Here is a 12,443-nt window from a genome sequence, read left to right as displayed (position 1 = left end):
CCGGGGGAGCGCACTATGGCCAGACTGTTCTTATCACTGCTGTTACTGACCCTGCTGGCAAGCAACCCCTTGCAGGCCAGCGAGGGCACACCGCTCACGCCCCTCGACTACTGGCAGAACAGCGACTGGCAGGGGCTGCCCAACAGCACCCAGATCGACAAGCAGACGGTGCTGTTTGCCAAGCACGACAGCGACAGCTATGTGGGGCTCGCCATCCTCTTGCCCGACTGGCAGCGCAGCGGCCAGCTGTGGCAGCTGACCCGGGCCCTCGGCCGGCTCGGCTTCGACACCCTGCTGCTGCTCCCCTCGCCCCAGCAAACCGAACTGGACCCCGCCGCCGAGAAGAAACAGCAGGCCATCGACGACTTTCGCAAGCAGTTCGCCACCCGCATCAGCAAGCTGGGGGACGCCAAGCTGCAGGAGGGGGGCTTCAAGCTGATACTGGCGCAAGGCACCGGCGCCGCCTGGGCCACCAACCTCATCGCCAGCGAACAGCTGCCGGCCCCCGATGCGCTGGTGCTGCTCGACGGCTTCTTCCCCGACCAGCAGAGCAACCAGATCTTCGCCAAGGAGATCGCCCAGGCCACCATGCCGACCCTCGACCTCTATCAGGAGGATGGCGGACGTTGGCCGCTGCTGGCCGCCGAGGCGCGCAGAAGCGAGAGCCGCCGCAGCCACAAGCTCAACTACCGCCCCTACGCCCTGCTGGAGCTGGATGAAACGCCGACCCGGATCCAGGGCTGGCTCACCCACCTCGGCTGGCTCTGACCCCAAAAATGCCGCCTGTCTCACATCCGGCGCGATTGCCAAGGCCTTGAGGTGCAGCAAACTGGCCCTCGGTCGCCGATGTTTGGCATCATGGACGCCTCAACGGCAGGAGGCTTCATGCAGCAAATTGTGTTTCTCGACAGCGATACCCTGGATACCGGCATAACCCTGCGCCACCCCGACTTTCCCCACCACTGGCAGAGCTACCCGAGCACGGCCCCCGAGCAGGTGGTGGCGCGGCTCAAAGACGCCAGCATCGCCATCATCAACAAGGTGCGCATCGGCGCCGCCGAGCTGGCCCAGCTGCCGGAGCTCAGACTCATCGCGCTGGCGGCCACCGGCAGCGACAACGTGGATCTGGAGGCGTGCCGCGCCGCCAACGTCGGGGTATGCAACATCCGCAACTACTCGGGCCCTTCGGTGCCGGAGCACGCCATGGCGCTGATGCTGGCCCTGGCGCGCAACCTCTTCTGCTGGCGCCAGTCGCTGCTGGAGGGGCGCTGGCAACAAAGCGGCCAGTTCTGCTTCTTCGATCACCACATCACGGATCTGCACGGCAAGCGGCTCGGCATCATCGGCAAGGGTACCCTCGGTCAGGCCCTTGGCGAGCGGGCCAGGGGGATCGGCATGGAGGTGCGTTACGCCCAGAGCCAGGTCGGCGCCAGCCACGACGAGGATCGACTGCCGCTGGACGAGCTGTTGCAAAGCGCGGACGTCATCAGCCTGCACTGCCCGCTCACCCCCTATACCCGCAACCTCATCGGCGAGCGGGAGCTGGGGCTGATGAAGCCGGGTGCCCTGCTGATCAACGTCGGCCGCGGCGGTCTGGTGGACGAGGAGGCCCTGCTGCGAGCGCTGGCCAACGGTCGCCTCGGCGGCGCCGGTTTCGACGTGGCGAGCGTCGAGCCGCCGCCCCCCGACCACCCCTTGATGAAGGCGCTGCAGTACCCCCACTTCATCCTCACCCCTCACGTGGCCTGGGCCAGCGAGGAGTCGATGCAGCGCCTCGCCGATCAGCTCATCGACAACATCAACGCCTTCGCCGAGGGGCGCCGCCAGCACCGGCTGGTGTGAACCCTCTGGCGACCAAAACGAGAGAGGGGCCCATCGGCCCCTCTCTCAATGCTGGCGGCGATCAATCATCGTCGTGCCATCTGTGTTTCTTGTGCTTCTTGTGTTTCTTGTAGTGCCTGTGGTCATCGTCGTAGTAGCGATCGTTGCTCTTGTGGCCATCCCCGGTCTTGGCCCCGATGGCAGAGCCGCTGGCCCCGCCAACGCCGGCCCCGATCAGTTGACCCGTGCTGCCGCCCACGCTCTTGCCGATGGCGGCCCCGCCCAGCGCCCCGACGGCCCCGCCCAGCGCCGCTTCATTCTTGTTGCCCTTGTTGGCCGTGGCCGCGCCGCCGGCCGCTCCGCCCAGTGCAGCACCCACCAGGGCGCCGGTGTCACCGCCCAGCTCCTTGCCGATCATGGTGCCGGCCACGCCGCCCGCACCGCCGCCCAGGATGGTGTTGAGGGTCTCCGACGCCTGCGCCGCACCGCTGGCCAGCAGCAGTGAGCCCAACAGGGCCAGGGCACGCATGCCGTGCTTGTTCATCTCCATGGGGTACTCCTGTCAAACCTGATTAATTTCCCCGAACTATACGATTCCCGGCAAAGGGCGCCACTGTCGCAGCAGAGCGACACCGCCTCCCGCGCCGCCTTCGATGTCGGTCAATTAGCTCATAAGATATTGAATATAAATACGTAAATGACATCAGATGGAAATTGGACAGCGAACGGTGCTGGGGCCCACCGAGCGGCAGCGGTCGCTTAGCCGTTATCCATATGACAGGATCTGTCAGCATCTCCGTCCGGCCGGGGCCACTGCGTCAGCGACCAGCCGTCGCGCCCCAGCCGTTTGCTCCGGTAGAGGCACTCGTCGGCCCGCTCGAACAGCAGGGCCCCGTCCTCCGGGCAGTGGGCGCCGCCCACGCTCAGGGTCACCGCCTCGTGAAACTCGCGCCAGCGCTGGTTGCGCACCCTGGTCAGCAACCGGGTCAGCCCCGCCTCCAGCTCGCTGCGCGGCCAGGGCAGCAGGGCGGCAAATTCGTCCCCCCCGATCCTAAAGACACCGCCGCTGCCAAGCTCGGTCACCAGCAGCTCGGCCACCCGGCAGAGCACGCCATCCCCCACCACATGCCCCCAGCTGTCGTTGATGCGCTTGAAGTGATCCACGTCGAACAGCAGCAGCCAGTGGGGTGTCGCGCGCTCTTCCAGCTCGGCGCGACGCTGGGTGAAGGCCCGCCGGTTCATGATGCCGGTGAGGGGATCGTGCAGCAGCGCATCCTGCCCCTGCAGAAAACTCGCCCGCACCTGATCTATCTCGCTGAGGCTGTCGTGTACGAACCAGGTCTTCAGCCGGCCGGGTCTCCTGGCCTGGGTCGGATCCCGCACTATGCCGGTCAGCGAGCCCGCCACCAGCGCCTGCTCCTGATTGAACACCCGCACCAGAAAGTTGATGCTGCAAAACCAGATGGCAAACAACAGGAGCAGTGGCAGCGCCACCATCAGCAGGGCTTCTTCAAGGTCGTCATGAAACAGCCTTGGCGGCAGATAGATGTTGAGATCCCAGTCGATATCCTCCAGCTCACGGCGCAGATGGCTGCCGTGCCAGATCACCGCCAGCCCCTTGTCCGCACCCCCCGGCTCGGCCGCTGACGGCTGATAGAGCCCCATGTTGCTGCCCACCACCAGCTTTCCGTCCTCCCGCGCACTGATGTAGATGGCTGCCCGGTTGCTGCCCATGGCCCGCTGCAACGCCTGTTCGATGGTGTTGAAGGACATGTCGACCATCAGCAGGCCGAGCAGTTGATCGTCCAGCCCCTTTACCCGCTTGATGAGGGTCAGGATCGGCTTCTGGGTGTCGAACACCGGATAGGGGCCGAGCCAGACGAGATCTGCCCCCGGCATCGACAATGCCCGATACCAGGGCCGGCTGGCGGCACGATACTCGACCGGCTGCTGCCAGGCCGGGTAGCTGCTGAGGCGATCCGTCTGCGGGTGATAGAAGTAGATGTAGTGGCTGTCCCGTTTTATCTGGTGGGCGATGGCCCAGAGCGGGTTGTCGGCCGGCTCGCCGCGGGCGATGGCGGCCTTGTCCAGCGACGCCTCCAGCACGGCGATCTGACGCTGGTTGGCCAGCACCAGCTCGTGGATCAGGGCTGCTTCGAGGGAGGAGAGCATGTGACCGTAGCCGGTCACAGTCTTGTCGATGCTGCGCAGATAGCTGGCCATCGCCAGGGTGAGGGTGACCACCAGCACCAGGGCCCCCAGCAAGAGGGTAAACGAGGTCAACAGATAATAACGCCGACTAACCAACCACTGGATCATCAACACTCCGCAGCAAAAACTGGAATGCGAGAATTTTATGGTGCTCAAACGGAATTATTCATTGATTGATATCAGCCGGATTTCGGCTAAATGACAAAAAACACATAAACGTGACGCCGCTCTCCCGCGTCACGAAGAGGCATATCAACAAAAAGTAAAAACAGTGACCACTGTGCGTTGACGGCTAACCCGCAAGAGGGTGTTATAGTCTACAACTCGAGCAATCGGAGCCGGATGGCCTTGCCAAGGATCACCGAAGACGATTCCCCGTCAAACAAAGGAGATGTTATGAGCAGTCCGTTTATCGAACAGATCAAAGTACGTCGTACCATCTATGCCCTGGGTGACCAGGTTTCCCATACGCCGGAGCAGCTGACCGCCCTCATCCAGGACGCTATCAAGCACAGTCCCTCCTCGTTCAACTCCCAGAGCTCCCGCGCCGTCATCCTGTTTGGTGCCCAGCATCACAAACTGTGGGACATCGTCAAGGCTGAGCTGAAGAAGATAGTGCCGCCGGAAGCCTACGCCCAGAGCGAAGCCAAGGTGAATGGCAGCTTCCGCGCAGGTGTCGGCACAGTGCTCTTCTTCGAAGACACCGACGTCATCAAGGATCTGCAGCAAAAATTCGCCCTCTACGCCGACAACTTCCCCATCTGGTCGGAACATGCCACCGGCATCGCCCAGTTTGCGGTCTGGACCACCCTGGCCCAGGAGAAGATCGGCGCCTCCCTGCAGCACTACAACCCGCTCATCGACGAGGCGGTGCGCAAGGAGTGGAACCTGCCCGCCAGCTGGCTGCTGCGCGCCCAGATGCCCTTTGGCAGCATCCAGCAACCGGCCGGTGACAAGACCTTCATGGACGACGCCGTGCGTTTTCGCGTGTTCAAGTAATAGTCCCGTCGCCAGTCAGGCCCCCGCTCGCGGGGGCTTTTTGTTGTCAGGTGAGCAGCGTCAGCTGCAGACCCTCAGCCTCCACCACCACGCTCACCTGGCGCCAGTCCTGGATCAGGGCGCTGATGCCGGGACTGAGCCGCTGCCTGCCCCCCACCTGTACCACGCGGCAACCCGCCCGCAGGGCGCTGCTGATGCCGGCGGGCGCATCTTCAAACACCAGGCAATCGGCGGCGGCCAGCCCCAGGTGCTCTGCCGCCAACAGATAGGGTTCGGGATCCGGCTTGCCGTGTTCTACATCCTCGGCCCCCACCAGCAGAACGGGCAGCGGCAGACCGGCGCTGCGCAATCGATGCCTGGCCACCCGCTGACTGGCGGAGGTCACCACTGCCCAGCGCTCGACGGGCAGACTTGCCAGCAGGGGCCGGGCGCCGGCGAGGGCCTCGGCCTGGCCAGTGTGATGGATCTCGAGATCGTCGAGCAGGGCCACCTCCTGCGCCAGGTCGAGCTGCGGAGCCAGGGTGCGGATCACCTCCCGCGAGCGCACCCCGTGGCACATGGTCAACACGGGCTCGGGATCCAGCCGGTGGCGGCGACACCAGAGCCGCCACACCGTCTCCACCTCGCCGGTAGAGTGCACCAGGGTGCCATCCATGTCCAACAGCAGGGCGCGGGCCCGCAGCGTGAGCATGCTCATGAAACGGCTCCGGCCACGGCGGGTTCGGCCCCGGCCAGGATCTCGCCGAAGGCCCGCCGCTGGGCAGCCTGCTCATAACAGGCCAGCGCCTGCTCGGCATTGCTCGCCCAGACTTGCAGCGGACCCACCGCAAAGCCCTGCTGCAACAGGCTGGTCAGCAGCTCCCCCGTCTCCGGTGCAGCCAGCGGCTGGGCCAGCACCAGATCTCCCTTGATCAAAAACAGATAGCGTTCGGCAGGCATGAATGACTCCTTGTTAGCAAGCTGACGGGGCCGACAGGGCCCGCTTCAGGTCTATTAGAACAAGGCAGTTAGATAATTTATAATCACAAAATGGCCACTTTCGATAACCAAACAGAATGAAATTCGATTTGAGACAGTTGCAGGCCTTCGTGACCCTGGCGGAGACCGCCAACTACCGGGAGGCCGCCAACCGCCTGTTCATCACCCAGCCGGCGCTCACCAAGCAGATCCAGGGGCTGGAGCAGACCCTCGGCAGCACCCTGTTCAACCGGGGGCGTCACGGCGCCGAGCTGACCGCCATCGGCACCCAGCTGCTCACCCAGGCCAGGGCGCTGGTCGAGCATGGCAAGGGCTTTGAGCGCCACGCCCTGGCGCTGGCCAGCGGCATTGCCGGGCGACTCAAGATTGGTTTCGGGCTGTCGAGCTTTGCGCTGGCGCCGGCGCTGGTGGCCCGCTTCAAACAGCAGGCCCCCGATGTGATGGTGCACCTGCAGGACATGACCTCCGCCATCCAACAAGAGCGGCTGCTGTCGGGCCAGCTGCAGCTCGGCTTCATGCGCCGGCCCCAGGCCCCGCAGCTTAGGGAGCACAGGCTGCTGACCGACCGGCTGGTGCTAGCGGTGCCGACCCAGATGACGCAGCCGGATCCGGCCGCCTTCGACATCGAGCAAGCCTTGGCCAGCCAGCCATTGCTGCAGATGGTGGGGCACCGCTGCCCCGGCCTCAGCCAGCAGATCGCCAGCTTCCTCGGCGCCAACCGGCTGACTGGCATGGTGCAGGAGGCAGAAGATATCCAGACCCTGGTGGCGCTGGTGGCCGCCGGCATCGGCAACGCCATCCTGCCGCGCAGCGTCAGCTTCATCGCGGGCCGGGACGTCACCCTCTATCCCCTCTCCGGCCCCTGCTCCGAGTGGGAGATAAGCCTGGTGTGGAACCCCGACTTTGCCGACCCGATCCGCGATCGTTTCTTGCAACTGGTCGTCGACGCCCATCCCGAACCGCAGCCGGCCGGGCCACAGCGTTAACAGCAAGCAGAGTCATTAATAGAGAGCAGGGTCACAGGCAGGATAAAACGAGGAATATCAGGGGGATGGCAGGGCACTGCAGCTGACGCTGTGGCAACGATTCTTGCCCCCCTGCTTGGCCAGATAGAGCGCCATGTCGGCGGCGCTCAGCAGCTCCTCCTCCGAGACGCGGGCCTGCTGCGGCAGCAGGGTGGCGATGCCGACGCTGGCGCTGAGCCTAAGGGTGTCCGCCCCCTGGATCAGCAGCTCGCCGATGCCGAGACGAATGGCCTCCCCCATGCGGGCGGCGGCCTCGGCCCCGGTGTTGCCGAGGATCAGGGCAAACTCGTCGCCGCCGAAACGGCTCGGCAGATCGGTGGCTCGCTGGCAAAAGGTGCTCAGCAGCCGGCCCACCTGCTGCAAGAAGTCATCCCCCACCTGATGGCCGAAATGGTCGTTGCACAGCTTGAAGTTGTCCAGATCCAGCATGATGAAGGAGAGCGGGGTCTGTTCGCGCATGCTGCGCCGCCACTCGTTGTGCAAAAAGCTGTTGAACAGTCGTCGGTTGGCCAGCCCGGTCAGCGGATCGTGCAGGGAGAGGTAGGCCATATCCAGCTCCTGCAGCTTGCGCTCCGTGACGTTGATGTGGCTGATGGTATAGAACTCGACCTCGATACCCGGGATGGCGGAGACCCGCATCATGAACCAGCGCTGGGTGTCCGGGCTGTGACAGGGGTACTCCAGATGAAAGTGCTGCTGTTCATGGCGCAGCACCCGCCGGATCCCCTCCGCCGCCATCAGGGCCAGCGGCTCCACCGAGTTGTCGCACACCCGCAAGTAGTTGACCCCCAGCCAGTCATAGCCTGCCGGCATGCCATTCTGCTCGGCAAAGCGATTCCAGGCGAGGTTGGTGTAGTGGATGACGCCGTCCCGGTCGATCACCGAGATCTGCTCCTCCAGCGAATTGAGCAGCGCGGCCAGGTATTGCGCCCGATCGGAGAAGTGAAACAGTGAGCCCTGAAAATAGTCCGCCATGACCGCACTCCTCACCCAAAAACGACGTCCCCGGCATGGCCGCGACAACCGGAGCCATCCCGGCCCGCCCGCGTGTTGCCAATGACCGGGGCCACACCTGCCATGACCCGACCAGCAAGATAATGATAGATGATCAACGACTTGAGTCGGCCTCCGGGTCCGCTAGTGGCCACACCACTGCCGCTCGCAGGGGATGCCGTCGCCCTCGCCGTCCATCCTGGTATTGGGGCAGTTTTGCAAAAACCAGGTCGCCTCCTCGCAGGAGGTCATCTGGGAGCAGTACTGCCGACCGTCGCACTGGTGGACGAAGGTGGCGGCCTGCTGCAGGCTGTCCGAGGGGTCGACCTCTACCTGGCTGAACGAGGAAGTGGAGGTAGGTGAGACCGACTCGACCGAAAAACGGGAGTAGAGGGAGAAGATCCCGACCAGCACCAGCAGCGGGATGAGCTTGCCGCGCCAGTGGCTGCGGCGCCGGTAGGCGGGGCGAGGACGCGTGTGCTGCGGGGTAGGCCCGCTGCTCGCCGGGATGCGACTGCCCTCCGACATGCGGCGGCCCGCCGGCGTGGGTCGACTCTCATTGCCGTCTGCCAGCGACAGGGGGCGCTCGGGGAAAAACACCTGCTCGGCCCTGAGCTTGCCATCCTGGCCAGCCCCCACCAGGTAGGAGACCCGCTCTCCCGCCATGGGCGGCAGGCCGTCGCACCTCAGTGCCGAGATGTGCACGAACAGTTCGGCCCCTTTCGGGGCACCCTCCCCCTGCTCGGGCGCGATAAAACCAAAGCCGCGCGCTTCGTTCCAGCGCACGATCCGTCCCTGATAACGCATGTCCCCATCCTTGTGGCCATCGATGCTCGCTTCATGTTGCCCAAAATGGCTGCGGCCCGACAGGGGGCCGCAGACAAAATGTCAAAACAGTGAGCAAGCTCCGCCTGCCGCCGGGCTCAGGCCAGCTGGGCCACCTTGATGATCTCGGCGATGCGGCCGAGCAGGCGCAGCGAGGCATGGTGCTCGTTGGCATCCGCCGCTGCGCAGGCATCTTCCAGGATGGTGATGGCGTAATCCCGATCGTGACCCTCCCGCGTCGCCGCCTGAATGGCCCAGCTGGTGCTCACCCCACACAGATAGAGGTGCTCGATGCGATTGGCCCGCAGCGCCGGCTCCAGCGCCGTGCCGTAGAAGGGGCTGACCCTGGGCTTGGTCAGCACCAGATCGCCGGGTTGCACATCCAGGTCAGGGTGAAAGTCGGTGCCGGGGTCGGCCAGCGACAGCGCCCCGAACTGGTGGGCCCGGCCAAACATGGGGGAGCCCTTGGGCTGCAGCAGATAGTGCGGGTCAAAGCCCACCTTGATCTGCACCACCAGCCAACCGTGGGCGCGGGCATGGGCCAGCGCCTGGTTGGCGTGCGCGATGGCGTCCTGTTCCAGCACATGGGCCGCCGAGGCAGCGATGCGCCCGTCCGGGTGGGCGATGTCGTTGATGAAATCGATCACCAGCAATGCCTTGTTCATGGGCTCTCCTCCCTCATGATGGCGCCACGCGCCTTAAACCAGCCCCAGCGCATAGCGTAGCGCCATCTCCTTGAGCGGGCCCGCCTTGTCCGCCAGATTGAGGGCTAGGTTGCGGGCCAGTTTGAGGGGGCCTATCTCGTTGCTGAAGACGCCGTAGAAGAGATCCATCCCCGACTGCATCAGCAGGTTGTCCGGGCGGCGGCGCCGTTCATAACGGGTCGCCAGTTCGGGCTTGTGCCACTCGGCACCGGCACTGTGCAACAGATCCGCCCAGCAGGCCACATCCTTGAAGCCGAGATTGACCCCCTGCCCCGCCAGCGGGTTGATGGTGTGGGCGGCATCGCCCAGTAGCACAACCCGGCCGGCGTGGTAGTCGTTGGCGTGGCGGCGCATCAGCGGGAAACTCCCCTTGCCGGTGACAGTAAAGCCGCCGAGGCGAGCCGGGAAGTGGCGGCGCACCTCGGCGGCCAGCCCCTCGTTGCTCATGGCCGCCAGCGCCCGGATGCGGGCCGGACTGTCATACCAGACCAGGGAACCGTGCCGGCCCGACAGCGGCAGGAAGGCGCGCGGACCGCTCGGGGTGAACTGTTGCCAGGTGATGTCTTCCTGCTCGAAGTCGGTGTCGATGTTGATCAGCATGCAGTGCTGGCGGTATTCAAAACGCGACACCCCGATGCCGGCCAGCTGGCGGGTGCGGGATTCGGCGCCATCGCAGGCCAGCACCCAGCGGGCGGCCAGCTCGCTGCCATCATCCAGGGTCAGCACCGCCTCGTCCGCGCCCTGGCGCAGGCTGGTCACCGCCGCCGGGGTATGGGTCTGGATGTTGGGGAAATCTTCCATGCGTCTGAGCAGCGCCAGCTGCACCAGCCGGTTCTCGATGATGTAGCCGAGCTGGGGCAGGCCGAGGTCGGCGGCGTTGAAGCGGGTGGCGAAGCCGTCCAGCTCCCAGGTCTCCAGCCGGCGATAGGGGCACAGCCGCATCTGTTGCAGGTGCTGCCAGGCACCGGCCTGCTCCAGCAGGGCCACCGAGGCCTGACTGATGGCGGAGACCCGCAGATCCAGCGGCTGCTCGGGGGCGTACTGCTCCGGCAACCGGGTCTCGATGACCCGGATGGAGAGGCCCTGCGCCGCCAGCAGACAGGCGGTGGCGGCGCCGACCATGCCGGCCCCGACGATGGCGATATCACACTGTTCCATAACTTGATTCCTGCAAGGGGTGGGCCCGGGCAAGGGGAGAGCGCAGCCGGACCGAATGGTCACATGATAACGCAAGGGGCGCCGAGAAACAGTGAAGGCCGTGGAGAATTAGTGCGCCAAATCAAGGAGAAAGCCGATGCCTCTCGGGGCGGCTACGGCTGCGTTCCGGCCATGGCGGGCTGGATATTTGCTAGGCAGTCTCCGGATTGCGGAGTAAAATGCCCGGTCCTTTGACCATGCCGCATTCAAAACAAGTCAAGAGAAGCAATGAGCAAGAAACTTCACATTAAAACCTGGGGCTGCCAGATGAACGAGTACGACTCGTCCAAGATGGCCGACCTGTTGGATGCCAGCAATGGCTACACGCTGACCGAAGAGCCCGAAGAGGCAGACGTCTTGCTGCTCAACACCTGCTCCATCCGCGAAAAGGCGCAGGAGAAGGTGTTCCACCAGCTGGGACGCTGGAAAAAACTGAAAGCGAACAAGCCCGGTCTGGTGATCGGCGTGGGCGGCTGTGTCGCCTCCCAGGAGGGGGACAACATTCGCACCCGCGCCCCCTATGTGGACATAGTGTTCGGTCCGCAGACCCTGCATCGCCTGCCCACCATGATCAAGCAGGTCCAAGAGGGACGTGGCGCCCAGGTGGACGTCGCCTTTCCCGAAATCGAGAAGTTCGACAGCCTGCCCGAGCCGCGCGCCGAAGGGGCGACCGCCTTCGTCTCCATCATGGAAGGCTGCTCCAAATACTGCTCCTTCTGCGTGGTGCCCTACACCCGCGGCGAGGAGGTGAGCCGTCCGCTCGACGACGTGCTCTATGAAATTGCCCAGCTCGCCCAGCAGGGCGTGCGCGAAGTGAACCTGCTCGGCCAGAACGTCAACGCCTACCGGGGCCCGACCTTCGACGGCGGCATCTGCACCTTCGCCGAGCTGCTGCGACTGGTGGCAGCCATCGACGGCATCGACCGCATTCGCTACACCACCAGCCACCCCATCGAGTTCACCGACGACATCATCGAGGTCTACAAGGACACCCCGGAAGTGGTCAGCTTCCTGCACCTGCCGGTGCAGAGTGGCTCCGACCGCATCCTGACCATGATGAAGCGCCCGCACACCGTGCTGGAGTACAAGTCCAAGATCCGCCGCCTGCGCGCCGCCCGTCCCGACATCACCATCAGTTCCGACTTCATCGTCGGCTTCCCGAACGAGACGGACGAGGATTTCGAGGCCACCATGAAACTCATCGAGGATATCAACTTCGACATGAGCTTCAGCTTCATCTACAGCCCGCGCCCCGGTACTCCGGCCGCCGATCTGCCCGATGATGTCGACATGGAGGTGAAGAAAGCCCGCCTGAGCCGCCTGCAACACGTCATCAACAACCAGGCGATGCAGATTGGCCGCGCCATGCTGGGCTCCACCCAGCGCATCCTAGTGGAAGGGCCCTCCAAGCTCGACCCCATGCAGCTGTGCGGCCGCACCGAGAACAACCGGGTGGTCAACTTCGAAGGCCCGCACACCCTGATCGGCGGCTTTGCCGACGTGGAGATCACCGAGGTGCGCCCCAACTCCCTGCGCGGCAAATTCCTGCGCGGCGAGAACGAGATGAACCTGCGCATCGCCACCGCCCCGAGCGAAATCCTGGCCCGCCGCCCGGACAACGTACCGGACCAGCTGGGCGTGGCCGCCTTCACTCCCCACTAATCTGTTCACCCCATCCGGCCCCGGCCGG

13 protein-coding genes are annotated in these 12,443 nt (G+C 64.7%); 5 read left to right on the top strand and 8 right to left on the bottom strand.

Annotated elements, in window-relative coordinates; all coding sequences use genetic code 11:
* Nucleotides 1–15: 15 nt before the first annotated feature.
* Both ACB033_RS01240 and ACB033_RS01235 read left to right on the top strand, forming a co-directional pair.
* The gene (locus ACB033_RS01240; protein ID WP_139725034.1) at nucleotides 16–768 is read left to right on the top strand and encodes a DUF3530 family protein; all 753 of its coding nucleotides are present in this window, start codon (nucleotides 16–18) and stop codon (nucleotides 766–768) included.
* Between the two features lie 117 nt (nucleotides 769–885).
* Nucleotides 886–1,842, top strand: a complete 957-nt coding sequence (locus tag ACB033_RS01235; RefSeq protein WP_017780553.1) for a D-2-hydroxyacid dehydrogenase — start codon at nucleotides 886–888, stop codon at nucleotides 1,840–1,842.
* Between the two features lie 61 nt (nucleotides 1,843–1,903).
* Here the strand turns inward: ACB033_RS01235 and ACB033_RS01230 are convergent, their stop codons facing one another.
* A complete protein-coding gene (locus ACB033_RS01230) occupies nucleotides 1,904–2,371 on the bottom strand; it encodes a YMGG-like glycine zipper-containing protein (RefSeq protein WP_005298287.1) in 468 nt (155 codons plus the stop codon).
* A 209-nt stretch (nucleotides 2,372–2,580) separates the two neighbouring features.
* Nucleotides 2,581–4,140, bottom strand: a complete 1,560-nt coding sequence (locus tag ACB033_RS01225; protein ID WP_139725033.1) for a diguanylate cyclase domain-containing protein — start codon at nucleotides 4,138–4,140, stop codon at nucleotides 2,581–2,583.
* 288 nt (nucleotides 4,141–4,428) lie between these two features.
* On the opposite strand from ACB033_RS01225, the gene ACB033_RS01220 reads away from it, so the two are divergent.
* Nucleotides 4,429–5,031 carry a nitroreductase family protein gene (locus ACB033_RS01220; protein WP_017780555.1) on the top strand — a complete coding sequence of 201 codons (603 nt, stop codon included), beginning with the start codon at nucleotides 4,429–4,431 and terminating at the stop codon, nucleotides 5,029–5,031.
* 46 nt (nucleotides 5,032–5,077) lie between these two features.
* Here the strand turns inward: ACB033_RS01220 and ACB033_RS01215 are convergent, their stop codons facing one another.
* Together ACB033_RS01215 and ACB033_RS01210 are read right to left on the bottom strand one after the other, a co-directional pair.
* Entirely contained in the window at nucleotides 5,078–5,728 is a 651-nt protein-coding gene (locus ACB033_RS01215) for an HAD-IA family hydrolase (RefSeq protein ID WP_139725032.1), read from the bottom strand.
* Nucleotides 5,725–5,970 (bottom strand): hypothetical protein, encoded by a 246-nt coding sequence (locus tag ACB033_RS01210; protein WP_017764966.1) that lies wholly within the window; start codon nucleotides 5,968–5,970, stop codon nucleotides 5,725–5,727. Before ACB033_RS01210 ends, ACB033_RS01215 begins: the two co-directional genes overlap by 4 nt.
* Nucleotides 5,971–6,086: 116 nt before the next feature.
* On the opposite strand from ACB033_RS01210, the gene ACB033_RS01205 reads away from it, so the two are divergent.
* On the top strand, nucleotides 6,087–6,995 hold the full coding sequence (locus ACB033_RS01205; protein WP_139725031.1) for a LysR family transcriptional regulator: 909 nt from the start codon (nucleotides 6,087–6,089) through the stop codon (nucleotides 6,993–6,995).
* Between the two features lie 57 nt (nucleotides 6,996–7,052).
* Here ACB033_RS01205 and ACB033_RS01200 read toward each other — a convergent pair whose 3' ends face one another.
* The 4 genes from ACB033_RS01200 to ACB033_RS01185 all read right to left on the bottom strand — a co-directional run bounded on the left by ACB033_RS01200 (nucleotide 7,053) and on the right by ACB033_RS01185 (nucleotide 10,714).
* Entirely contained in the window at nucleotides 7,053–8,009 is a 957-nt protein-coding gene (locus tag ACB033_RS01200) for a sensor domain-containing diguanylate cyclase (protein ID WP_005298271.1), read from the bottom strand.
* 162 nt (nucleotides 8,010–8,171) lie between these two features.
* Complete coding sequence (locus ACB033_RS01195) at nucleotides 8,172–8,834, bottom strand: excalibur calcium-binding domain-containing protein (RefSeq protein WP_139725030.1); 663 nt, start codon at nucleotides 8,832–8,834, stop codon at nucleotides 8,172–8,174.
* 116 nt (nucleotides 8,835–8,950) lie between these two features.
* Nucleotides 8,951–9,517: a cysteine hydrolase family protein gene (locus ACB033_RS01190; RefSeq protein WP_010633157.1), complete on the bottom strand. Its 567-nt coding sequence runs from the start codon at nucleotides 9,515–9,517 to the stop codon at nucleotides 8,951–8,953.
* Nucleotides 9,518–9,550: 33 nt separating this feature from the next.
* Nucleotides 9,551–10,714: an FAD-dependent monooxygenase gene (locus tag ACB033_RS01185; protein WP_139725029.1), complete on the bottom strand. Its 1,164-nt coding sequence runs from the start codon at nucleotides 10,712–10,714 to the stop codon at nucleotides 9,551–9,553.
* A gap of 267 nt (nucleotides 10,715–10,981) precedes the next feature.
* Here ACB033_RS01185 and miaB point away from each other — a divergent pair, with 267 nt between their 5' ends.
* Nucleotides 10,982–12,415 carry a tRNA (N6-isopentenyl adenosine(37)-C2)-methylthiotransferase MiaB gene (gene miaB, locus ACB033_RS01180; protein ID WP_005298264.1) on the top strand — a complete coding sequence of 478 codons (1,434 nt, stop codon included), beginning with the start codon at nucleotides 10,982–10,984 and terminating at the stop codon, nucleotides 12,413–12,415.
* The last annotated feature ends 28 nt before the right edge of the window (nucleotides 12,416–12,443 follow it).

Origin of the sequence: Aeromonas sp. S15(2024), assembly GCF_041402265.1 — a bacterium.
GTDB lineage: Bacteria > Pseudomonadota > Gammaproteobacteria > Enterobacterales > Aeromonadaceae > Aeromonas > Aeromonas dhakensis.
The sequence above is the reverse complement of the archived record's forward strand: the minus strand, read 5'-3'. Positions and strand labels throughout refer to the sequence as shown.